The sequence below is a fragment of the Janthinobacterium sp. SUN120 genome (genome assembly GCF_030397735.1).
In the GTDB taxonomy this organism is placed as follows: Bacteria; Pseudomonadota; Gammaproteobacteria; order Burkholderiales; family Burkholderiaceae_D; genus Janthinobacterium; species Janthinobacterium kumbetense.
The window spans coordinates 315,346-336,050 of the sequence record NZ_JAPUBW010000005.1 but is presented as its reverse complement, the minus strand read 5'-3'; the positions used below and the strand labels follow the sequence as shown (position 1 = coordinate 336,050).

The 20,705-nt window shown below is 63.0% G+C and carries 13 protein-coding genes; 6 read left to right on the top strand and 7 right to left on the bottom strand.

What is annotated here, in order from left to right:
* Positions 1 to 31: 31 nt before the first annotated feature.
* The gene (locus O0879_RS24245) at positions 32 to 1,648 is read right to left on the bottom strand and encodes an NAD+ synthase (RefSeq protein ID WP_289919191.1); all 1,617 of its coding nucleotides are present in this window, start codon (positions 1,646 to 1,648) and stop codon (positions 32 to 34) included.
* A 90-nt stretch (positions 1,649 to 1,738) separates the two neighbouring features.
* Here O0879_RS24245 and O0879_RS24240 point away from each other — a divergent pair, with 90 nt between their 5' ends.
* The gene (locus O0879_RS24240; RefSeq protein ID WP_289919221.1) at positions 1,739 to 2,872 is read left to right on the top strand and encodes a GNAT family N-acetyltransferase; all 1,134 of its coding nucleotides are present in this window, start codon (positions 1,739 to 1,741) and stop codon (positions 2,870 to 2,872) included.
* Between the two features lie 52 nt (positions 2,873 to 2,924).
* On the opposite strand, the gene ppa is transcribed toward O0879_RS24240, so the two are convergent.
* Entirely contained in the window at positions 2,925 to 3,467 is a 543-nt protein-coding gene (gene ppa, locus O0879_RS24235) for an inorganic diphosphatase (RefSeq protein WP_034786159.1), read from the bottom strand.
* Positions 3,468 to 4,091: 624 nt separating this feature from the next.
* Here ppa and O0879_RS24230 point away from each other — a divergent pair.
* On the top strand, positions 4,092 to 6,521 hold the full coding sequence (locus O0879_RS24230; protein WP_289919190.1) for a membrane-bound PQQ-dependent dehydrogenase, glucose/quinate/shikimate family: 2,430 nt from the start codon (positions 4,092 to 4,094) through the stop codon (positions 6,519 to 6,521).
* A 108-nt stretch (positions 6,522 to 6,629) separates the two neighbouring features.
* Here O0879_RS24230 and O0879_RS24225 read toward each other — a convergent pair whose 3' ends face one another.
* Genes O0879_RS24225 through hemC form a run of 4 tightly spaced genes read right to left on the bottom strand, consistent with a single transcriptional unit; the run spans position 6,630 to position 10,755 of the window.
* Complete coding sequence (locus O0879_RS24225; RefSeq protein WP_071653290.1) at positions 6,630 to 7,826, bottom strand: heme biosynthesis protein HemY; 1,197 nt, start codon at positions 7,824 to 7,826, stop codon at positions 6,630 to 6,632.
* 4 nt (positions 7,827 to 7,830) lie between these two features.
* A complete protein-coding gene (locus O0879_RS24220; protein ID WP_077401782.1) occupies positions 7,831 to 8,979 on the bottom strand; it encodes a uroporphyrinogen-III C-methyltransferase in 1,149 nt (382 codons plus the stop codon).
* Positions 8,976 to 9,758 carry a uroporphyrinogen-III synthase gene (locus O0879_RS24215; protein ID WP_289919189.1) on the bottom strand — a complete coding sequence of 261 codons (783 nt, stop codon included), beginning with the start codon at positions 9,756 to 9,758 and terminating at the stop codon, positions 8,976 to 8,978. The genes O0879_RS24220 and O0879_RS24215 overlap by 4 nt, the downstream gene beginning before the upstream one ends.
* Positions 9,751 to 10,755, bottom strand: a complete 1,005-nt coding sequence (hemC, locus tag O0879_RS24210; RefSeq protein WP_099664820.1) for a hydroxymethylbilane synthase — start codon at positions 10,753 to 10,755, stop codon at positions 9,751 to 9,753. Before hemC ends, O0879_RS24215 begins: the two co-directional genes overlap by 8 nt.
* Positions 10,756 to 10,998: 243 nt before the next feature.
* Here hemC and ppc point away from each other — a divergent pair, with 243 nt between their 5' ends.
* From ppc to O0879_RS24195, 3 genes are all read left to right on the top strand, one after another.
* Positions 10,999 to 13,839, top strand: coding sequence for a phosphoenolpyruvate carboxylase (gene ppc, locus O0879_RS24205; RefSeq protein ID WP_289919188.1), 2,841 nt, complete (start codon positions 10,999 to 11,001; stop codon positions 13,837 to 13,839).
* A gap of 176 nt (positions 13,840 to 14,015) precedes the next feature.
* Positions 14,016 to 15,812 carry a PAS domain S-box protein gene (locus O0879_RS24200; RefSeq protein ID WP_289919187.1) on the top strand — a complete coding sequence of 599 codons (1,797 nt, stop codon included), beginning with the start codon at positions 14,016 to 14,018 and terminating at the stop codon, positions 15,810 to 15,812.
* 56 nt (positions 15,813 to 15,868) lie between these two features.
* Positions 15,869 to 17,008, top strand: coding sequence for an HAF repeat-containing protein (locus O0879_RS24195; RefSeq protein WP_289919186.1), 1,140 nt, complete (start codon positions 15,869 to 15,871; stop codon positions 17,006 to 17,008).
* Between the two features lie 65 nt (positions 17,009 to 17,073).
* On the opposite strand, the gene rpoD is transcribed toward O0879_RS24195, so the two are convergent.
* Positions 17,074 to 19,620 carry an RNA polymerase sigma factor RpoD gene (rpoD, locus tag O0879_RS24190; RefSeq protein WP_289899202.1) on the bottom strand — a complete coding sequence of 849 codons (2,547 nt, stop codon included), beginning with the start codon at positions 19,618 to 19,620 and terminating at the stop codon, positions 17,074 to 17,076.
* A gap of 566 nt (positions 19,621 to 20,186) precedes the next feature.
* Between rpoD and O0879_RS24185 the strand changes: the two genes are divergently transcribed.
* A complete protein-coding gene (locus O0879_RS24185) occupies positions 20,187 to 20,696 on the top strand; it encodes a ProQ/FINO family protein (protein ID WP_034758713.1) in 510 nt (169 codons plus the stop codon).
* Positions 20,697 to 20,705 lie beyond the last annotated feature (9 nt).

Sequence of the window (20,705 nt, the reverse complement as noted above, 5' to 3'; positions counted from 1 at the left end):
TAAAATTGTTGGATTGTGGACAGATGGCTGCTTACTCGTAGAACTTGGAAGTGATGGGATAGCGCCAGTCGCGGCCGAAGCCACGGTGCGTGACGCGGATGCCCACCGGCGACTGGCGCCGCTTGTATTCATTGATCTTGATCAGGCGCGTGATTTTCGCCACGTCGGCCGGCGGGTAGCCAGCCTCGATAATGTCGGCGATCGGCCGATTTTCTTCCATGTACAGCTGCATGATGCCGTCGAGTATTTCATACGGCGGCAAGGAATCCTGGTCCAGCTGGTCGGCACGCAGTTCGGCCGACGGTCCGCGCGTCAGGATGCGCTCGGGAATCACGTCCGACACGCTGTTGCGGTACGCGCACAGGCGGTAGACGAGGGTCTTGGCGATATCCTTGATCACGGCAAAGCCGCCCGCCATGTCGCCGTACAGGGTGCAATAGCCGACGGCCATCTCGCTCTTGTTGCCCGTCGTCAAGACGATGCTGCCATGCTTGTTCGACAGGGCCATCAGCAAGGTGCCGCGGATGCGCGCCTGGATATTCTCTTCCGTCGCATCTTCCGCCAGTCCCGCGAACTCCTCGGCCAGGGTGGCGCGGAAGGCGTCGAAGGTTTGCTTGATCGGAATTTCATCGTAGCGCACATCGAGGCGTTTTACCATGTCGCGCGAGTCGATCCACGAGATATCGGCCGTAAATTGCGACGGCATCATGACGGCGCGCACCTTGTCGGCGCCCAGCGCATCGACGGCGATCGCCAGGGTCAGCGCGGAATCGACGCCGCCCGACATGCCGATCAGCACGCCAGGGAAGCCGTTCTTGCCTATGTAGTCGCGCACGCCCAGCACCAGCGCCTGGTACACCTGCGCCTCCGTCGTCAATGGCGCGGCCAGCGGCTGCGGCACGGGCGTGGCGCCGTCGAAGTCGACGACCTGCAAGTCTTCCCCGAAATGGCGCAGCTGGGCGCAGATCGTGCCGGCCGCATCCATGACAAACGAGTCGCCGTCGAAAATCAGCTCATCCTGGCCACCGACCAGGTTGGCGTACACGAGGGCCATGCCTTGCGCGCTGACATTCTTGCGCATGGTGTCATAGCGCAGATGCTGCTTGTTCATGTGGTAGGGCGAGCCGTTCGGCACCAGCAGCACTTGCGCGCCGGCCGCGCGGGCGCGCATGGGCGCATGCTCGAACCACGTGTCTTCGCAGATATTGATGCCGAAACGCACGCCTTTCACGCCAAACACGAAAGCCTGGTCGGATGACGTAAAGTAACGTTTTTCATCGAACACGGTCGTATTCGGCAAGTCGTGCTTGCGGTAGGTGCCCAGCACTTCGCCGTTCAGCAGCACGGAGGCGGCATTGTGGCGCACGCCCTTCTCGTCTTGCAGGGGCAAGCCCACCACCACGTGCAAATCCTTGAACTGGGCCAGGTCGGCAGCCAGTCCCGCAAACGCTTCCTGCGTTTTTGCGTAGAATGCATTGCGCAGCAACAGGTCCTCGGGTGGATAGCCGACCAGCGACAGTTCCGGCGTGAGCACGATATCGGCGCCCGCCTCGAACGCGCGGCGGGAAAGGTCGAAGATCTTGGCACGGTTGCCGGCCAGATCGCCGACCGTACTATTCATTTGAGCAATTGCGACTTTGACTGTCATGATGATGATGGATATTTCGTTCTATTAAACAAGACAGGGGCGCGCAGGCCGATGGCGGCGCCCCGAGAGTGATGAATGCACACTACAACAATGAATTATCGCACGGCTATCGTCACTACCCTGGCTGAAATTGGCGAAGCGGCCTGGTCTGAACTGCTGGCAAGCCAGGCGGACGCCACTCCCTTCCTTTCCTACGCCTTTTTGCACGCGCTGCACGAGTCCGGCTGCGCCAGCGCGGACACGGGCTGGCAACCGAATTACCTGGTACTGTGGCAAGGCGAGGTGCTGGCCGCCGCCCTGCCCCTGTACCTGAAGATGCACTCGTACGGCGAATACGTGTTCGACTGGGCCTGGGCCGATGCATATCAGCAACATGGTCTCGAATATTACCCGAAACTGCTGTCCGCGATACCGTTTACGCCCGTCAGCGGCACGCGCTTGCTGGCCCGCGATGGCGAGGCGCGCGCGGCTCTGCTGGCCTTCCTGCAGGCGCAGCAGCAAGCCAGCGAGGTATCGTCCTGCCACATCCTGTTCCCGCCGGAAAGCGAAGCGCGCCAGCTGGAGGAAGCCGGCTACCTGATGCGTAGTGGCGTGCAGTTTCACTGGCTCAATCCGGGCTACACGGATTTCGAGCAATTCCTCGCCACCCTGGAACACAAGAAGCGCAAGAATATCCGCGCCGAGCGGCGCAAGGTGCGCGAAGCGGGCGTCACCCTGCGCCAGGTGCGCGGGGTGGACGCTCTTGATGCCGACTGGAAACTGTTCCACCGCTGCTACAGCAATACCTATGCGGAACACCGCTCCTCGCCTTACCTGAGCCTGGACTTCTTCCAGCGCATCGGCGCCAGCATGCCGGAAAACATACTCCTGGTGATCGCCGAGCGCGAAGGACGGGCCATTGCCGCCTCGCTGGTGATCCACACGGCCGACACCCTGTATGGCCGCTACTGGGGCGCGCTCGAACACGTACCCTGCCTGCATTTCGAGACGGCGTATTACCAGCCGCTGGAGTTTTGCATCGCCAACGGCATCGCCACCTTCGAAGGGGGCGCCCAGGGCGAGCACAAGATGGCGCGCGGCTTCCTGCCGCAAAAGACCTGGTCCGCCCACTGGCTGGCGCACCCGGCCTTTGCGGACGCCGTGCAGCGCTTCCTCGAGCGCGAACGGGGCGGCATCGATGCCTACCTCGATGAATTGAACGAGCACAGCCCGTTTCGCGCATAAAAAAACGCTCCCGGCCATCGCAGGCGGGGAGCGTTTTTCTTACTGGGTGTTCTTAGGCTTTGGCGGCGTCGGTCTTGAAGGCGGCAACGCCGTTCAGGATTTCTTCCTTGGCCACTTCAGGACCATACCAGCCGTCGATCTTGACCCATTTGCCTTTTTCCAGATCCTTGTAGTGCTCAAAGAAATGCTGGATCTGGCGCAAGCGCAGTTCGTTCAGATCTTCCGGCTTTTGCCAGTGGCTGTAGATCGACAGGACCTTGTCGACTGGCACGGCCAGCACTTTCGCGTCTTCGCCCGACTCGTCGGTCATTTTCAGCACGCCGATAGGACGGCAGCGCACGACCACGCCCGGGATCAGCGGGAACGGGGTGATAACCAGCACGTCGACCGGGTCGCCGTCCGGCGACAGGGTGTTCGGCACGTAGCCGTAGTTGCACGGGTAATGCATGGCGGTACCCATGAAGCGATCGACGAAAATCGCGCCGCTTTCCTTGTCGACTTCGTACTTGATCGGATCGGCATTCATCGGGATTTCGATGACGACGTTGAAATCGTTCGGCAGATCGCGGCCGGAAGAGACGTTATTCAAACTCATGGGGTTCCTCATTAGCGGATTGTGTTTTAACCGCGCAATTATAGCGAAGTACAGGCAGCTTGTGCGATGCAGCAGCAGCCCGCCGACGTTTTGCGCGTCCAGCCAGCAACAGTGGCGTGCATGGCCCGCCGGCGCGCGCAGCCGGCCATCGAGAGAATAAACAAACCATCGGCAATAATAAGTACAAACACCTAAGCAATACTACCGACGCCTTGAATTAATTCCGATGGAATATCTGCGTATTTTCATTTGAATATCGCCACACACCAGACATGGTTATTATAATCCGCATTGCATTTTTTGCAGCCACTTATAACAACAGTTTTATTCTCATTCATTCCGCGGCACCCCTGCATTATTGCGCGACACCCCGCCCTCTACCCTCCAGGCGTTCTGCCAGCCCCGCAACACCCTTATCCAGCATAATATTTGTTCTTATTTGAAGTGTTTATTTGATTCAAATAAGTGCCCCGTCAAAAAATAGCACTACCGGAAGACAATCATCAATTCTGATAAACTGTCACATTCTGGTGATTCCAAACTTTGTATATTCTGCAATCGACGCCTTCCCTGAATTCAATATGGCGCATCACGCGCCACCGATAAATCCTTGCAAAAAGGAATATGATGATTCCCTCTTTCCGGCCCGGTCCTTTATTAAAGGTCACCGGCGTTATTTTCATTCTGTTTGGCCTCGCCCTGCTGGGCGGCGGCATCTGGCTGGCCACGCTCGGCGGCTCCTGGTACTACTTGCTGGCCGGTATAGGCATGCTGATCGCCGGCGCGCTGGTATTCCAGGGCAAGCGCAGCGCGCAACCGTGCATGGCGCTGCTGCTGCTCGCCACCCTGATCTGGTCCCTCGTTGAAGTGAAATTCGACTGGTGGCAATTGCTGCCGCGCCTGGACATCTGGTTTGCCGCCGCCGTCTGGCTGCTGCTGCCCTTCGTCAGCCGCCGCCTGGCCCCACCCGCCGGCGCAGCGAAACAGCCGCAAGCGGGCAAGACGGCCCTCTCCGCCGCCGTGGCCCTGACCGTCATCGCCGGCGTCATCGCCCTGTTCCAGGACTACCATGACCTGCATGGCGACGTGCCGGCCGAAAACATGGCCGCCACGGCCTCCGGCGATTTCGCGCCCGGCGTCGAGCACAACGACTGGTCCGCGTATGGCCGCTCCGGCTATGGCGACCGCTATGCCCCGGCCGCGCAGATCACGCCCGCGAATATTTCCGGCCTGAAAGAAGCCTGGACCTACCACACGGGCGACTTCAAGGGTCCGAACGACCCGGGCGAGATCGCCAACGAAGTCACGCCGCTGAAGGTCAATGACATGCTGTACCTGTGCACGCCGCACAATATCGTCATCGCCCTGAACCCGGACACGGGCAAGGAAATCTGGCGCCACGATCCGAAGATCAACCGCGACGCGGCCAGCTACCAGCACATGATCTGCCGTGGCGTGGCGTACTGGGACGTGAACGCGGGCCGGGCGAAGAACAATCCGGCTCCCGAAGCTGCCGGCATGGAATGCCCGCGCCGCATCCTGGCGCCGACCATGGACGGCACCATGATCGCCGTCAATGCCGATACGGGCGAGTCGTGCAAGAGCTTTGGCAACAATGGCGTCGTCAACCTGTATAAAAACATGGCCATGATCAAGCGCGGTTTCCTGATGCCAACGTCGCCGCCGGCCGTCTCGCAGAAAATGGCCGTGATCGCCGCCAGCGTGACGGACAACCATTCGACGGAAGAGCCATCGGGCGTAATCCGCGGCTACGATCCCGTCACCGGCAAGCTGATGTGGAACTGGGACCCGGCCACGCCGGAAGATACGGCGCCTTTCCCTGAAGGCAAGAACTACACCAACAACTCGCCCAACTCGTGGGGCGTGGCCAGCATCGATGAAAAGCTGGGCATGGTTTACATTCCGATGGGTAATGAAACCCCCGATACCTGGGGCGGCAACCGCAACAAGAATGGCGAGAAATTCAACAGCGCCATCGTCGCGCTGGACCTGGCGACGGGTAAAGTACGCTGGGTCTACCAGACCGTGCACCACGATATCTGGGACATGGACATCGGCGGCCAGCCGAGCCTGGTCGACATCGACACGCCGAAAGGTAAAGTGCCCTCTGTTGTTGCCACGACGAAACGCGGCGACATTTACGTGATCGACCGCCGCGACGGCAGCCTGGTCGTGCCGGCACCGGAAAAACCCGTACCGACGAGCAATCCTGCCGCCGGCGACACCCTGTCGCCCACGCAGCCGTTCTCGGCCCTGACCTTCTTGCCAGAGCGCAATATCAGCGAAGCGGACATGTGGGGCACCACGCCGTTCGACCAGCTCGCCTGCCGCATCATCTTCAAGGAACGCCGCTATGAAGGCCCGTTCACGCCGCAAACGGCTGGCAAGGGCGCCGTCATCTCGCCGGGCCCGCTGGGCATCTTCGAATGGGGTGGCGCGGCCATCGACCCCGTGCGCCAGTTGTTGATCGTCAACCCAGACTACATGGGCTTCCTGGAAAAACTCGTGCCGCGCGCGGAAACGACGGCCAAGGGCGGCACGGGCGGCGAAATGGGCTTGCAGCCGCAGACGGGCGTACCGTTCGCCGTGGAAATCAAGGCCTTCCTGTCGCCGCTGGGCTTCCCATGCCAGGCACCGCCGTGGGGCTATGTGGCCGCCGTCGACCTGCGCACCATGAAGAAAGTGTGGATGCACAAGAACGGCACCACGCGCGACAGCGGCCCCGTACCGATCCCCTTGCCGCTGGGCGTGCCCAGCCTGGGCGGCATGGTCACCACGGGCGGTGGCGTGACCTTCCTCAGCAGCACGCTCGACTACTACATCCGCGGCTACGATGTCAGCAACGGCAAGGTGATCTGGAAGGCCCGCCTGCCAGCCGGCGGCCAGGCTACGCCGATGAGCTATGTGTCGAACAAGTCGGGACGCCAGTTCGTCGTCGTCATGGCCGGCGGCCACGGTTCGCTGGGCACGAAGATGAGCGACACCCTGGTCGCGTATGCCTTGCCGGAAGGCACTGCGGTAACGAAGAAGTAAGTTAGTCAGGTAGCAGCGCACTCCGCCATGGGGTGCGCGCAAAGAAAAAGCCGTTCAGTCTGCACTGAACGGCTTTTTTACGTCTGGACAATTGGCTTACAAAACGGCTTACAGGATGGTAGCCAGTGCGCACTGCCGGTAATGCGCGGCAGCCTGTTCCGTCTGCTGCAGGGCGTCGTGCATCTGCGCCAGCTTCAGGTGGGCATCGCGCACCATTTGCGGCTCGTTGGCATCCGACAAGGCCTGCTCCAGGTGGCGCTGGGCCTTGCCCCACAGTTTTTGCTTGAGGCACAAGGTACCCAGGGTCAGCGCCAGTTCCGCATCCAGCGGACGCTGCTTCATCCATTGCTCGCAATGTTCGATCTGCAGCAGCAGGGCCGGCGTGCCGCTTGGCGCCGCCGCTTCGCGGTAGGCGCGCACGACGCGCTCGTCCCAGTCGGCGGCCAGCGACTCTTCGCACACGAGGCGCGCTTCATCGTGCAGGCCGCGCGCATTCAGGGCCGTGGCGGCGCGGCAGGCGATGTACGGCTTGACCCGGTCGGCGCTTGGCACGGTGGACCACACGCGCATCAGCGACTCGGCGTCATGCGAGGGGTCGGACAGCAGATGGTCGTAGGCCAGTTCGCGCAGGCGCGACGACAGGGCCGGATGCAGGGCGCGGTGCTTGTCGAGCGAACGCACGAGGCGCAGCACTTCCGGCCAGTTCTTCGCCTGCTGCTCGGCTTTCAGCGACCATTGCAGCGCGTGGATATGGCGCGTGCCGCTGGCATTGAGTTCGCGCACGGCGGCCAGGGCCGCTTCCGGCTGGTGGTCGTCGACCAGCAATTCCGTCACCGTCATCAAGCGGGCCGTTTTCAGGCTGGCATCGCCTTCGACGCGCGACAGCCAGCTGTCGCGGCGTTCGGACTGGCGCATGCGGTGCGCGGCGCGCGCGCCGATCAGCGCGGCCAGGCCGGCGTTCTCTTCCAGCTCGGCGGCGCGCAAGGCAGCCTTCTCGGCATGGCCGAAACGGCCTTCGAACAGGGCTTTCAAGGCTTCGCGCAAGCCCTTGTTGCCGTCGCGCTCACGCTTGCGCTGGCGGTAGGCCGCCACTTGCGCCGGCATGCGCACGGTGGCGCGCACGGCGCGCACCAGCAGGTACAGCAGCACGAACAGCACGACCTGCAGCAACAGGAAGAAATTCAGCGACAAATCGATGCGGTATGGCGGATAGAACAGCACCACGTTGCCGGGATTGAAACGGGCCGTCACGGCGATACCGATCGCCGCAGCCATCAGGGCGAGTAACCAGAGAAATAGACGCATGGGCTCAGGACTTCGCTTTGTAGTTGCGCACAGCCGTCAGGCTGTCGGACAAGGTTGGCATTTCGATGGCCAGGTTGCTGCCCTGCACCTGGCGCAGCAGGGCTTGCGCCGTCTGCGTGCTCTTGGCGCGGGTGTCGAAATACTTGGCCAGAGCATCCTGTGCGGCGATCAAATCGTTGCGGAAAGCCGTTTCATTGCGCGACAACAAGGCCATGCGGGCATTGAGCAGGCGCAACTTGACGTTTTCACGCAAGAAATACGATTGCGTCGGCGACAGCATCAGCGCTTCCGGCGTATCGACGCGGCGGATGCGTATCAATTGACGCACGTCGGCCCACATGTCGCCGCTCCAGGTATTGAAGCCGTCGCGCACTTTCTGCAGCAGCGGTTCCGGCGCAGGCGGCCCCATCAGCTTGCCGCTCGCATCGCGCACGGGCTTGGCCTTACCCGGTTTTTCCGGCGCGGCCGGCAAGGCCGGCGTTTCGTCGGACAGCATCGGCAGCGAGTCGACCTGGGCGATCACGGCGTCGAGGCGCAGGGCCACGCCCGTCGAATCGACGCTGGGCAGGGCTTTCAATTTTTCCATGTCGCGCCCGATGGCGCGGCGGATGGTGATGAATTGCGGCTTGTCGGAACGCGACAGGCTGCGGTCCGCGTTTTGCAGGGCGATCAGCGCGCCGGGCACGTTGCCGGCCAGTTGCAGCTGCTGGCTGGCCGTCGACAGCACTTGCTCGATTTCCGTCAGCGCCCACTCGTCGCGGTTCTTCGACAAGTCGTTGTACAGTTGTTCCAGCGCAAGCTGCTGGCTTTGCGTTTCGCTCTGGCGGTTTTCCAGCGCGCCCACCTTGATTTGCAGCTCTTTCGTGCCTTCTTGCACGTTGCGCGCCAGCACGCCCGTTTCGGCGTTGCTGACATCGCCTTTTTGCAGGCGCTTGGCCACTTCTTCGCGCAGGTTGCGGATCTGCTTGCTGGTCGACCAGCTTTGCGCAGCCAGCAGCACGGCCAGCACGATGACGGCGATGCTCATGGGCTTTTGCAGCTGTTCCAGCAGGGTCGGCGCGCGGCCGGCAGGTTGGTCGGCCGCCTGCGGCGCCGTCTTCACGGCGCTGCCAGGCGTTGCATTCGGTTCGGAGAGTGTAGGCATTTCGTTCATGGTCGTGATTGTAACGCGGCGAGCACTCCTGCGTCGCCTGATCCTGTCAAGGTGACTCGGGCAAAACCCAGGGCCGCCGCCGTTTGTGCAATGCGGGCGTGCGGCACGATCAGATGCTGCTGTTGCATTTTCACAACAGCTGCCTTTTCAGCATCCATTTCGCCCAGCAGCGCCAGCAAGCCGCGCAGCGCTTCCGAGCTGGTGATGATCCAGTCATTATTATGCTGCAACAGGTTTTCCAGGGTCGCCCGCAAGGATGGCGTCAACCTTGGTACCTTGCGGCGGTAGGCCGTGACGAACTCGACAGTTGCTCCCGCAGCGCGCAAGCCGTCGGCCAGGTAATCGCGTCCGCCATCGCCGCGCACGATCAGCACGCGCTTGCCGCGCAGGGCCGGCAAGTCCAGCGCCAATAATAAATGTTCGGAATCGCTGCGCGCCGTGTCCAGCGGACTCGTGATGGTCGCGTTGGCGTCCGTGACGCCGTGCGCGCCCAGGGCCATCCGGCTGCCCTCGCCCACCACGGCCAGCGCCAGGCCGGGGGGCCAGGCGGGCAGATGCGCGAAGACGCAATCGATGGCGTTGGGCGAGACGAACGCCACCAGGTCGTAATCGCTCAGGCGGGCCAGCACGGCTTGCAGCCGCGCGCATTCATCCGCGCCGTCAAGCGCGTGGATTTCCAGCAGCGGCAGCAGGGTCACGGGCCAGCCCAGCGCCGCGATACGGGCGGCCAGCGGCCCCGCTTGCGCCGCGGGCCGCGTGATCACCACGGTGTCAGGCATGCGGCGCCAGGCCTTCATGGTTGTCGGGCGTGACTGCGCACGAGGCGAGGATGCCGGCGGCATCTTGCCCGCGCAGCAATTCGGCCACTTGCTCGCCCAGCTGTTCCGGCGCGCCGGCAGCACCGCTAACATCGGCGCTGGCCATGCGCGCGCCGTCCGGCGTGGCGACCATGGCGCGCAAGCGCATCTGCCCGCCCTCGACGGTGGCGAACGCGGCCAGCGGAATCTGGCAGCTGCCGCCGAAGATCTTCGACACCTTGCGCTCGGCCGTGACGGCTTGCGCCGTGGCCGTGTGGTTCAGCGGCGCCAGCAGGCGCACCAGGTCGGCGCCGTCCGCGCGCCCGCTGCGGATCTCGATCGCCATGGCGCCCTGGCCGGCGGCCGGCAAGCTGTCTTCCGGCGCCAGCACGGCGCGGATGCGCGACGCCAGGCCCAGGCGTTTCAAGCCGGCGGCGGCCAGGATGATGGCCGCATAGTCGCCACGGTCCAGCTTGCCCAAACGCGTATCGAGGTTGCCGCGCAGGGGCAGAATCGTCAGGTGCGGATAGCGCGCGGCGATCAGCGACTGGCGGCGCAGGCTGCTGGTGCCGACGACGGCGCCGTGCGGCAGCTCGGCCAGGCTGGCGTAATCGTTCGACACGAACGCGTCGCGCGGGTCTTCGCGCTCGAGGATGGCGGCCAGGGCAAAGCCTTCCGGCAACTCCATCGGCACGTCTTTCAGCGAATGCACGGCCAGGTCGGCGCGACCTTCTTCCATCGCCACTTCCAGCTCCTTGACGAACAGGCCCTTGCCGCCTACCTTGGACAAGGCGCGGTCCAGAATCTGGTCGCCGCGTGTGGTCATGCCGAGAATTTCGACGCTACACTGCGGATACAGGGCGGCCAGGCGGGCGCGCACGTGTTCAGCTTGCCACATGGCAAGACGGCTCTCGCGCGTGGCGATCACCAGGCGGGCAGGAATATTCAATTCGTTCGGGGTCAATTCGGATGCTTTCAAAACAAGTTCTTTCGCTGTGGCTGTCGTTGTCATTATCGTTGCCATTTCGCCCGTCTGATATCAATTTTGTATCGGGTGGCGCCTGGCGTCGCTATAATCGTTATCGCTTAGCCTAGAAGGCCAAGTCAGGCTAGCGTCCATGTTGAAGACCACAAATTTTATCATGCGCCCCCTCCCCTCTGCGGCCAAACGCCCGGTGCGATCCACATTCCCTTGCTTTTACACTTACTTTGGTTCTTTATTATGCTCAATGACGCAGTAGCACCAGAAATAGTTCCAGCGGCCGGCTCCGACAAGGATGCGCCGCTGAAAGAAGACATCCGCCTGCTGGGCCGCCTGCTGGGCGACGTGCTGCGCGAACAGGAAGGCGACGCCGTCTTCAATGTGGTGGAAACCATACGCCAGACGTCCGTGCGCTTCCGCCGCGAAGCGGACGCGGGCGCCGCGCTGGAACTCGACGCCATGCTCAAGGAGCTGAGCCGCGAGCAGACGATTTCCGTCGTGCGCGCCTTTTCCTACTTTTCGCACCTGGCCAACATTGCGGAAGATCAACACCACATCCGCCGCCGCCGCGCCCACCTGCTGGCCGGCTCGCCGGCGCAAAAGGGCAGCGTCAGCTTCGCGCTGAGAAAACTGCGCCTGGCCGGCGTGCCGCGCAAGACGGTCGACACCTTCTTCCAGGACGCCTTGATCGCCCCCGTGCTGACGGCCCACCCGACGGAAGTGCAGCGCAAGAGCATCCTCGACGCCGAGCACGACATCGCCCGCCTGCTGGCCGAGCGCGACCTGCCGCAGACGCCGAAAGAGCGGCACGCCAACATGCAGCTGCTGCGCTCGCGCGTGGCCACCCTGTGGCAGACGCGCATGCTGCGCTACTCGAAGCTGACGGTGGCCGACGAGATCGAAAACGCCCTGTCCTACTACCGCATCACCTTCCTGCGCGAACTGCCGGGCCTGTATGACGACATCGAGGACGATATCGCCGCCGAATACCCGAACGGCGACGGCACGATCGAGCCCATCAACGCCGCCTACGTGCAGATGGGCAGCTGGATCGGCGGCGACCGCGACGGCAACCCGAACGTCAACGCGGGCACCATGCAGCACGCGCTGGCGCGCCACGCCACCACCATCCTCGACTTTTACCTCGACGAAGCGCACGCGCTGGGCGCGGAATTGTCCGTCTCGACCCTGATGGTGGGCGTGAGCGCCGAACTGCAGGCGCTGGCCGACCAGTCGCCGGACGCCTCGCCGCACCGCAGCGACGAGCCGTACCGCCGCGCCCTGATCGGCATCTATGCGCGCCTGGCCGCCACGGCCCGCGCCCTGGGCGCCACCAACATCCTGCGCAAGGAAGTGGGCGCCGCGGCCGCCTACCCGGACGCGGCCGCCTTTGTGGCCGACTTGCGCACCATCGTCGCCTCGCTCGAGTCGCACCACGGCGCCGCCCTCGTGCGCCCGCGCCTGGCCACCCTGGCGCGCGCGGCCGACATCTTCGGTTTCCACCTGGCGTCGCTGGACATGCGCCAGACCTCGGACGTGCACGAGCGCGTGCTGGCCGACCTGTTCGCGAAAAGCGGCGTGGCCGCCGATTACACGGCCCTGTCCGAGGAAGATAAGCAGGCGCTGCTGCTGAACGAACTGGCCCAGCCGCGCCTGCTGTACTCGCCCTACATCGCCTACGCGGCGGAAACGGATTCCGAACTGGCGATCCTGCGCGCGGCGCGCGACATCCGCCAGCGCTACGGCGCGCGAGCCATCCGCAACTACATCATCTCGCACACGGAAACCGTGTCCGACTTGCTGGAAGTGTTGCTGCTGCAAAAGGAAACAGGCTTGCTGCGCACCGACTGGCAAACTGGCGACAGCATCTGCGAGCTGATGGTCATCCCCCTGTTCGAGACGATACCCGACCTGCAGCGCGCGGCCGGCATCATGAGCCAGGTCATGGCCTTGCCTTTGGTCAAGCAATTGATCGCCAAGCAGGGACAGTTGCAGGAAGTCATGCTCGGTTATTCGGATTCGAACAAGGATGGCGGCTTCCTCACGTCCAACTGGGAACTGTACAAGGCGGAACTGGCGCTGGTCGCCGACTTCCAGAAGGCCGGCGTCAAGCTGCGCCTGTTCCATGGCCGCGGCGGCACGGTGGGCCGTGGCGGCGGACCCAGCTACGAAGCCATCCTGGCCCAGCCGCCGGGCACCGTCAACGGCCAGATCCGCCTGACGGAGCAAGGCGAGATCATCGCCTCGAAGTTTTCCAACGCGGAAATCGGCCGGCGCAACCTGGAATTGCTGGTGGCCGCCACCCTGGAAGCGAGCCTGGCGCCGCAGGAAGCCAATCCGGCCCGCAACGGCCAGCTGGCGCAGTTCGAAGCCGTGATGGCGCAACTGTCGGACCTCGCCTATCACGCCTACCGCCACCTCGTGTATGAAACGCCGGGTTTTACGGAGTATTTCTTCTCGGCTACGCCGATCGCGGAAATCGCCGAGCTGAACCTCGGTTCGCGCCCCGCTTCGCGCAAGGCCAACCAGCGCATCGAAGACTTGCGCGCCATTCCCTGGGGCTTTTCCTGGGGCCAGTGCCGCTTGCTGCTGCCGGGCTGGTTCGGCTTCGGCAGCGCCATCGAAACGTGGATCAATCAAGCCGACGGCGCCGCGAAAGATGACAGGATCGCCACCCTGCGCGCCATGTACGCCGAATGGCCATTCTTCGCCACCCTGCTGTCGAACATGGACATGGTGCTGGCCAAGACGGACCTGGCGATCGCCTCGCGCTATGCGGAACTGGTGGCGGACCAGGGCTTGCGCGAACGCATCTACAAGCGCATCACGGACGAGCACGGCAACACCCTGCGCTGCCTGGAGCTGATCACCGGCAACACGGAACGCCTGGCGGGCAATCCGCTGCTGGCCCGTTCGATCCAGAACCGCTTCGCCTATCTCGACCCGCTGAACCACCTGCAGGTGGAGTTGATCAAGCGCAACCGCGCCCTGTCGGCGGAAAGCCGGATCGACGAAAGGGTGCACCGCGGCATCCAGCTGTCGATCAATGGCGTGGCGGCCGGCCTGCGCAACACGGGCTGATCGCACCGCCTTGCCATCGGCAAACAGGGCCGGCACCGCAAGGGCCGGCCCTTTTGCTTGCCCAATGGAAAAATATTCTCAAGAAAACAACAATTGGTATTACACTAGCGTCGGATACCTTCCCCTCTCCGGCGCCAGGCGCACGGCAGCGGCCAACCACGACGCCAGGGACGCGGATGAGCAAATGGTCGATTGAAACCCTGAGTGGCGCTTGCGGCGCCCTCATCCTGATCATGCTGGGCTGGTTCGCCGGCGCGGCCTGGCAAGAACTCGATTTCTGGCAGCATGTCTGGCTGGCCCTGCTGCTGCTGGCCGCCGCCGTCGCCGTCCTCTGGCTGATGCGCAAGCTGCGCAGCCACCTGGCCCTGACGCGCGCGCAGCTCGACGATAGCCTGATGCGCTACCAGCACCTGAGCGAAACGGCGCAGGACGGCATGTGGCAAACGGATGCGCACGGCCGCATCCTGCACGTCAACCAGCGCCTGTGCGACATGCTGGGCGTCCCCGCGGAACAGCTGCTGGACCACTCGATGGACGAATTCCACGACGAAGCCACCTTGCTGCGCCTGTGTCCGCTGCGCCAGACGGCGACGGATAGTTGCATGGGAGAACTGCATTACCAGCATGGCGACGGCTCGGAACGCTGGGCCATGCTCAGCGGACGCCGCCTGTACGACCAGCGCGGCACCCTGACGGGAGCGCTGGTCATGGCCAGCGACATCACCGAACACAAGCGGGCCGAACATGCACTGACCGTCGCCCATGCGGAACTGGAAAGCCGCGTGGCCCTGCGCACGGCCCAGTTGCTCGACGTCAATCTCCAACTGTCCGCGGAAATCGCCATGCGGGCGCAAACGGAAGCGGCCCTGGCGCGCAGCGAAGAACGGCTGCAGGACATCATTTCCATGATGCCCCTGTCGCTGTTCCTGAAAGACGCCGATTCGCGCATGCTGCTGATGAACCAGGCTTGCGAGCAGCAATGGGGCGTGCTGTTCCAGGATATCGCCGAGGGACGCGACGTGCAGCACTTTCCCTCGGACCAGACCCAGGCATTCCACGCGGCGGACCAGGAAGCGTTTGCCAGCCGCCAGGTGGTGATCCGCGAAGAACTCGTGTGGAATGCGCGGCTGCAGGAAAACCGCCTGCTGCAGACGCATAAAAAACCCATCTTCGATGCGCAAGGCCGGCCGCAGATGATCATCGCCATGGGCATCGACATCACGGAAAGCAAGCGCAACGAGGAGAACCTGCAGCGCACCCTGGCCCAGCTGCGTGAACTGACCGACCACCAGCAGACCATCAAGGAAGAGGAAAGGCGCCGCATCGCGCTCGACATTCATGACGACCTGGGCCAGAACCTGATGGTGCTGCGCATCGACGTGTCGCTGCTGCACGCGCGCACGGCCAGGACCCACCCGCGCCTGCACCGCCACGCCCAGCGCGTGCTCGACACCATCGACGCCACCATCCGCTCGGTGCGCACCATCATCAATGACTTGCATCCCAGCACCCTGGAGCTGGGCCTGGGCCCGGCAGCCGAATGGCTGATACGCCAGATGGAAAGCCGCGGTGCCATCCGCTACCAGCTCTCGCTCGACAGCGAGGCGCCCGACCTGGGCCTGGACCAGCGCCAGACGTCGGCCATCTTCCGCGTGCTGCAGGAATCGCTGTCGAACATCGTGCGCCACGCCCAGGCCAGCGAGGTGGAAGTGGCGCTGGCGCAAGATACGGATGCCATCGTGCTGCGCATCAGCGACAACGGCATCGGCATGCAGCCGGACGCCCACGGCAAGAAGGCGGCCTTCGGCCTGAAGAGCATCCGCGAACGTGTCCATGCGCTGGGCGGCGAACTGCGCATCGACAGCCAGGAGGGGCGGGGCACGGTGCTGGCAATCCACCTGCCGCACGCGAGGAAAGGCGCGCCGGCCGAGCATGATGAAATACAAAAATTAGCAAAAACAGTAGCAAATTAAGTATGCATTTTCAACATAAGAAAGTATAGTAAGTTTTTTTCTTTGAGGAAACCATCATGCAGCCACGGTTCTTACGCTTCCATGCCTCACTGCTCGGTCTGTGCCTGCTGACCGTCGTCCCCACCGCCAGCGCCGCCATCTATGCCGAACGCGGCTTTGGCGAGAGGGATGGCAACGGCAGCATCGCGTCCGACCTGAACCCGGCGGGCCTGGTGGCCGGCATCATCATGGAGGAAGAAGGACGGCGCCGCGCCGTCACATATCAGCATGGCCGCATCCGCGAGCTGGGCACACTGGGCGGCAATGAAGGTTTCACCAAGGCCATCAATACCCATGGCGTGGTGGTCGGTTCGGCACAGACGGCCGGCGGCGCCTGGCATGCCTTCCACTACGATGCGGCGGGCGGCATGCGCGACCTGGGTACCCTGGGCGGCACCAGCAGCTATGCCACGGCCATCGCGCGCGACGGCCAGGTGGCCGGCTATGCCGATACCAGCGACGGCGATTTCCACGCCTTTGTCACGAAAGCCGATCACAGCCTGCAAGACCTGGGCACCCTGGGCGGCGCCAGCAGCTATGCCAGCGGCCTGAACAACCATGGCGTGGTGGTGGGCACGGCCCAGCGCGGCGATGGCTACCGCCGCGCCTTCGTCTACCGCCCCGGCACGGGCATGCAGGAAATCGGCACCCTGCCCGGCGGACGCATCAGCTCGGCTACCGCCATCAATGACGCAGGCCTGATCGTGGGCGCTTCGGAAACGGAGAAGCGCCGCTGGCACGCCTTTGCCTGGGACGGCAAGCGCATGCTCGACCTGGGCGCCATGATCGGCCAGGGCGACAGCTACGCCACGGCAGTCAACGCGGCCGGACACGTCGTCGGCAGCGTCAGCATCAATGGCTTTGAACCGATGACCTTTGTCTACAAGGAAGGCGTGATGACGGTGCGCCGCCGCGACGATGGCCTGTACCTGACGAACAAGATCACGGACGCCGGGCTCGTGGTGGGCGCCATCTACACGGGGCATAAATTCCAGGCCTTCGCCGTGCCGTCGCAAGCGTCGCCGCCGCCGCCGCGCCGCAACCCGCTGGAATGGCTGGTCGTCACCTTCCTCATCTCCGCCAGCGGCGTGGCGCTGTACCAGCTGCAGCGCCGTCACCGCGCCGGCGTGTCGGGCCAGCGCATGCATTTCCTGTAAGGCCGCGCACGGCACGGGCGAAAAAAAAAGAGGCTTGCGCCTCTTTTTTATTGCCTGCTGACTACTTAATTTTGCGTCAAGAAGGTTTTCAGCTTGTCCGAACGCGAAGGCTGGCGCAGCTTGCTCATGGCTTTCGCTTCGATCTGGCGGATGCGCTCGCGCGTCACGTCGAACTGCTTGCCCACTTCTTCCAGCGTGTGGTCGTTCGACATTTCCACGCCGTAACGCATGCGCAGCACTTTCGCTTCGCGCGGCGTCAGCGAGTCCAGCACTTCCTTGATCACGTTGCGCATCGACGCGTGCAACGCGGCGTCCAGCGGCGCCAGGGTCGTGTTGTCTTCGATGAAGTCGCCCAGTTGCGAATCGCCATCTTCGCCCATCGGCGTTTCCATGGAAATCGGCTCTTTCGCGATCTTCATGATCTCGCGCACCTTGTTTTCCGGCATTTCCATCTTGACGGCCAGGGTCGCCAGGTCCGGCTCGCTGCCCGTTTCCTGCATGATCTGGCGCGAGATGCGGTTCATCTTGTTGATCGTTTCGATCATGTGCACCGGCACGCGGATGGTGCGGGCCATGTCGGCGATCGAACGCGTGATGGCCTGGCGGATCCACCAGGTGGCGTAGGTCGAGAACTTGTAGCCGCGGCGATATTCGAATTTATCGACAGCCTTCAGCAGACCGATGTTGCCTTCCTGGATCAGGTCGAGGAATTGCAAGCCGCGGTTGATGTATTTCTTGGCGATCGAAATGACCAGGCGCAAGTTAGCGACCGTCATTTCGCGTTTCGCGTGACGCGCGCGCTTTTCGCCGGCAGCCATCTGCTTGTTGATCTTGCGCAAGTCAGCCAGCGGCAGGGCCACGCGGGCTTGCAGGTCGATCATCTTCTTTTGCAGTTCCTTGACGGCAGGCACGTTGCGGCTGAGGATGGCGCTGTATGGATACTTGCAGTCGACTTCGCGGTCGACCCATTCCAGGTCGCATTCATTGCCCGGGAACACCTTGATGAAGTGGGCGCGCGGCATGCCGCATTTGTTCACGCACAGTTCCAGCACGGCGCGCTCGATGTGGCGCACTTCTTCCATCTGGCCGCGCAGGGTGTCGCACAGCTTTTCGACGACCTTGGCCGTGAAGCGGATGCCCAGCAATTCCTGCGAAATGGCTTCCTGCGCCTTGACGTAGGCTTTCGAGTTGTAACCCTCGGGCGCCTTGCGCATCTTGTCGTACTGCGTCGAAATGACGTTGAATTTCTCCAACGCATTCTTTTTCAGCTGGGCCAACTGCTCGCTGGAGAAACCGGCCGCGCCGCCATTGGCGTCGCCGTCTTCTTCCTCGGCTTCTTCTTCCTCTTCCTCGTCGTCACCGCTGGCGGCGGCGGGCGCGGCGGCAGCGGCAGGCGCCGGGGCATTGCTTTCGTTCAAATCGACAAAGCCGTCGACCACTTCATCGACCTTGATTTCGTCGCGCGCGATTTTTTGCGACAGCGCAACGATTTCGCCGATGGTGGTCGGGCAGGCGGAAATCGCCTGGATCATGTCCTTCAAGCCGCCTTCGATGCGCTTGGCGATCTCGATCTCGCCTTCGCGCGTCAGCAGCGCCACGGCGCCCATTTCACGCATGTACATGCGCACGGGGTCGGTGGTGCGGCCGAAGTCGGAGTCGACCGTCGACAGGGCCGTCGCGGCAGCCGCTTCCACTTCATCGTCGCTGGTGACGGTGGCGACGTTGTCGGTCAACAACAGGCTTTCCGCGTCAGGGGCGCGCTCGTAAACGGCGATGCCCATGTCGTTGAAGGTGGCGATGATGCCTTCGATCGCTTCCGGATCGATGATGTTTTCCGGCAATTGGTCATTGATCTCGGCATAGGTGAGGAAACCGCGTTCCTTGCCCATGTTGATCAAGCCCGTGATCTGCTTGCGGCGGCGTTCCAGGTCCGCTGCCGATGCTTCCGGATCGCCCAGCGCATCGGCCAGGCCGCCCTTGGCCTTGCGGTCGCGCGCTTTCGAGACGGCCTTCAGTTCGGCGCGCTCGACGGCGTTCAGTGCTGCCACTTCGTCGTTTTCCGGCGTGAATTCGCTCGGTTTGCGGCCACGGCGGCCCGGCACCTTGACGGTCGGCAAGAAGTAATTCGAGGTATCGATGGCGGCCAGGGCATCGGCGTCCGTGGTCTTGCTGACCACTTGCGCGCCGGTGATGATGGTCACGGGCGCCGCTTCAGGCTTGGCGCGCACGACTTTCGAACGGGCTGCCGTCACCACCTTGTTCGTGGCGGCGCTTTCGCTGACCTTGCGCGGCGCAGGCGCCGCCTTGGCGCTTGGCGCCACTTTGACGCTCGGCGTCTTGACGGGCGCCGCTTCCACGGCTTCGGCGGCGTCGGCCACGGGCGCGGCAACAGCGGCTTCCGCTACCGTTTCGGCCGGCGGCACGGCAGCCAGGCGCGAGCGGCTTTTCTTCACCACGGTGACGACGGTCGGCGCCGTCGTGACGGTGGCTTCCGGATTCGCTTGCGCATTATCGATGAAGTAAGATAAAGTCGTTTTGGGTACGGCAAGCGGTGCCGCGGCTGGGCGTGGCGCCTTGGCGGACAACGTTAAAGTTTTTGGCGTATTCTTCATGAGATATCTCTTAATGCGAGACCAGATGGTGTCGGCGCGAAGTGAATGATTCCACCTAAGCCTGCGAAACCGGACTCGATGGAGCGTATTGTTGCGGCTGCCGTCAAGGGCAGCGGCGCCTGTCTATCGTGACGTTCATAGCCCGCGCATCCGGCATGAGGAGCGCGGGGCCGAAGCCGGGTCAGATAAATAAGCGATGTACATTGCGGAATGAAAAAAAGCCCGTACCAGAACGGGCTTGAATCTATTGTTGTTCAGTGAAGACACAGCGGAGAGCAAGATTATGCACGAAGGCCCGTTATCTGAATAATTGATAAGTGGAATAACCGATATCAAAAATATCAATAATGGTGGCCCTGCGCCGCACTGCTCCTATCCCCTGCACACCTGAGCCAGACCTTCAAAAACAGGGTCCAGTCATCAGCGCAAGCCGACATTATACACATTTCCCGTATTTCGCGCTGTGCCGGCTGTAGCGCGAACCCGCATATCGCAGGTCAAGTTGCCAAAAAAGACAATGCACTTGCCTGTGGCGCGTGCTATGCTCCCCTTTTATAGCCCAACCAATGATGTCGATGACCAGCTCCACGCCAGACCAGCAAGCCACCACTCCTGACACGCCAGTCGATGCAGCCCCAGCGGCGGCACCGGCCGCAGCGACCACGCCGGCGCCTGCCGGCCTGACCGCGCGCGCGCTGCTGAAACAGTTCCAGGAGCAATTCCCGCCATTCCGCGATTGCCTGCCCTTGTCGATCGGTATCGACAAGCAGATCCTCGCGCGCCTGCCGGACCTGGACCGCAAGCTGATGCGCACGGCGCTGGGCATCCACACGGGTTCGCTGCGCTACCTGCGCGTGATGGAAAAAGCCAAGGTACGCTACGACCTCGACGGCACCGCCGGCGCGGAAGTGACGCAAACCCACCGCGACCACGCCACGCAAGTATTGCAGCAACGCTTCAAGAAGGAAGCCGAGCGCAAGAAAGCCGAGCGCGATGCCGCGGCCGCCGAAGAAGCGAACCGTTTGCGCCTGGAAAAACTGAATCAGCTGACCGCGAAATTCTCGCGCAAAGGCTGATCCGGTTTC

What these genes read in the sequence shown, in the direction of transcription:
- rpoD (WP_289899202.1), bottom strand. Translation starts at nt 19,620, where the DNA reads ATGAAGAATACGCCAAAAACTTTAACGTTGTCCGCCAAGGCGCCACGC.
- O0879_RS24225 (WP_071653290.1), bottom strand. Translation starts at nt 7,826, where the DNA reads ATGCGTCTATTTCTCTGGTTACTCGCCCTGATGGCTGCGGCGATCGGT.
- O0879_RS24245 (WP_289919191.1), bottom strand. Translation starts at nt 1,648, where the DNA reads ATGACAGTCAAAGTCGCAATTGCTCAAATGAATAGTACGGTCGGCGAT.
- O0879_RS24200 (WP_289919187.1), top strand. Translation starts at nt 14,016, where the DNA reads ATGAGCAAATGGTCGATTGAAACCCTGAGTGGCGCTTGCGGCGCCCTC.
- O0879_RS24185 (WP_034758713.1), top strand. Translation starts at nt 20,187, where the DNA reads ATGATGTCGATGACCAGCTCCACGCCAGACCAGCAAGCCACCACTCCT.
- ppa (WP_034786159.1), bottom strand. Translation starts at nt 3,467, where the DNA reads ATGAGTTTGAATAACGTCTCTTCCGGCCGCGATCTGCCGAACGATTTC.
- O0879_RS24220 (WP_077401782.1), bottom strand. Translation starts at nt 8,979, where the DNA reads ATGAACGAAATGCCTACACTCTCCGAACCGAATGCAACGCCTGGCAGC.
- O0879_RS24230 (WP_289919190.1), top strand. Translation starts at nt 4,092, where the DNA reads ATGATGATTCCCTCTTTCCGGCCCGGTCCTTTATTAAAGGTCACCGGC.
- O0879_RS24215 (WP_289919189.1), bottom strand. Translation starts at nt 9,758, where the DNA reads ATGCCTGACACCGTGGTGATCACGCGGCCCGCGGCGCAAGCGGGGCCG.
- ppc (WP_289919188.1), top strand. Translation starts at nt 10,999, where the DNA reads ATGCTCAATGACGCAGTAGCACCAGAAATAGTTCCAGCGGCCGGCTCC.
- O0879_RS24240 (WP_289919221.1), top strand. Translation starts at nt 1,739, where the DNA reads ATGAATTATCGCACGGCTATCGTCACTACCCTGGCTGAAATTGGCGAA.
- O0879_RS24195 (WP_289919186.1), top strand. Translation starts at nt 15,869, where the DNA reads ATGCAGCCACGGTTCTTACGCTTCCATGCCTCACTGCTCGGTCTGTGC.